Genomic DNA, 1,909 nt, shown 5'->3' with positions numbered 1-1,909 from the left:
GTGATCGGAAACGGTTCGGGGCCGCGCGGTGAGTTCACACCGTGCGGCCCCGGACCGTCGGAAGAGTAAGGGGGGTGCAGCTGGGCGGCGGGTCAGCCCTTGCGGGAGTTGACCTCGTCGGTGAGCTGGGGGACGACCTGGAAGAGGTCGCCGACGACGCCGTAGTCGACGAGGTCGAAGATCGGGGCCTCGGCGTCCTTGTTGATCGCGACGATCGTCTTGGACGTCTGCATGCCGGCACGGTGCTGGATCGCACCGGAGATCCCCGAGGCGATGTACAGCTGCGGGGAGACGGACTTGCCGGTCTGGCCGACCTGGCTGGAGTGCGGGTACCAGCCGGCATCGACCGCGGCACGCGAGGCGCCGACGGCCGCACCGAGCGAGTCGGCCAGCGCCTCGATGATCGCGAAGTTCTCCGCACCGTTGACACCACGGCCACCGGAGACGACGATCGCGGCCTCGGTCAGCTCCGGACGCCCCGTCGACTCACGCGGCGTACGCGACAGCACCTTCGTACCGGTGGCCAGCGCGGAGAACGACACCGCCAGGGCCTCGACCGCACCCGCCGCCGGAGCGGCCTCGACCGGAGCCGAGTTCGGCTTGACCGTGATGACCGGGGTCCCCCTGGAGACACGGGACCTGGTCGTGAACGACGCGGCGAACGCGGACTGCGTGGCGACCGGACCCTGCTCACCGGCCTCCAGATCGACAGCGTCCGTGATGACACCCGAACCGATCCGGACCGCCAGACGCGCCGCGATCTCCTTGCCCTCCACGGAAGACGGAACCAGCACCGCCACCGGGGACAGCACCGCATGGGCCGCCTGCAACGCGTCGACCTTCGGCACCACCAGATAATCGGCGAACTCCGGCGCGTCAGCGGTCAGGACCCGCACCGCACCGTGCTCGGCCAGCACCCCCGCGGTGCCCTCGGCACCCTTGCCGAGCGCGACCGCGACCGGCTCACCGACCCGACGCGCCAGCGTCAAAAGCTCCAGGGTCGGCTTGCGGACCGCACCGTCCACGTGATCGACATAAACGAGAACTTCAGCCATGGGACTTCAATCTCCTGCGAGTAGCGAAGAAACGACGGGAAACAAACAGAGAGATCAGATGAACTTCTGGCCGGCCAGGAACTCCGCCAGCCGCCTGCCGCCCTCGCCCTCGTCCTTGACGATCGTGCCCGCCGTACGGGCCGGACGCTGCGCCGCGGAATCCACCACGGTCCAGGCACCCGCCAGACCGACCTCGTCCGCCTCGATCTCCAGATCCTCCAGATCCAGCGACTGAACCGGCTTCTTCTTCGCCGCCATGATCCCCTTGAACGACGGGTAACGCGCCTCACCCGACTGGTCCGTCACCGACACCACCGCCGGCAACGACGCCTCCAGCTGCTCCGAAGCCGTGTCACCGTCCCGGCGCCCCGTCACCGTGCCACCCTCGACCGACACCTCCGACAGCAGCGTGACCTGCGGAACACCCAGACGCTCCGCCAGCACCGCCGGCAGCACACCCATCGTGCCGTCCGTCGACGCCATCCCGCAGATCACCAGGTCATAACCCGTCTTCTCGACCGCCTTCGCCAGCACCAGCGACGTGCCCATCACATCACTGCCGTGCAGATCGTCGTCCTCGACGTGAACAGCCTTGTCCGCACCCATCGACAACGCCTTGCGCAACGCGTCCTTCGCATCCTCCGGACCCACCGTCAGCACGGTGATCTCCGCATCGTCCGCACCGTCCGCGATCTGCAGCGCCTGCTCCACCGCGTACTCGTCCAGCTCCGACAGCAGACCGTCGACATCCTCACGGTCCAGCGTCAGGTCATCGGCGAAGTGCCGGTCGCCGGTGGCGTCGGGCACGTACTTCACACAGACAACGATCCTCAAGCTCACGCCGGCTCTCCTAC

General features: G+C 68.1%; 2 protein-coding genes. Both read right to left on the bottom strand.

Annotated features, from left to right (window positions below; all coding sequences use genetic code 11):
- Positions 1-92: 92 nt before the first annotated feature.
- Positions 93-1,055, bottom strand: a complete 963-nt coding sequence (locus GA0115254_RS09230; protein ID WP_093894780.1) for an electron transfer flavoprotein subunit alpha/FixB family protein — start codon at positions 1,053-1,055, stop codon at positions 93-95.
- A gap of 54 nt (positions 1,056-1,109) precedes the next feature.
- The gene (locus GA0115254_RS09225; RefSeq protein WP_093894779.1) at positions 1,110-1,895 is read right to left on the bottom strand and encodes an electron transfer flavoprotein subunit beta/FixA family protein; all 786 of its coding nucleotides are present in this window, start codon (positions 1,893-1,895) and stop codon (positions 1,110-1,112) included.
- Between the last annotated feature and the right edge of the window lie 14 nt (positions 1,896-1,909).

Origin of the sequence: Streptomyces sp. Ncost-T10-10d (genome assembly GCF_900091955.1) — a bacterium.
Taxonomy (GTDB): domain Bacteria; phylum Actinomycetota; class Actinomycetes; order Streptomycetales; family Streptomycetaceae; genus Streptomyces.
Note: the sequence above shows the minus strand (reverse complement) of the source record. Positions and strands in the feature narration are given on the sequence as shown.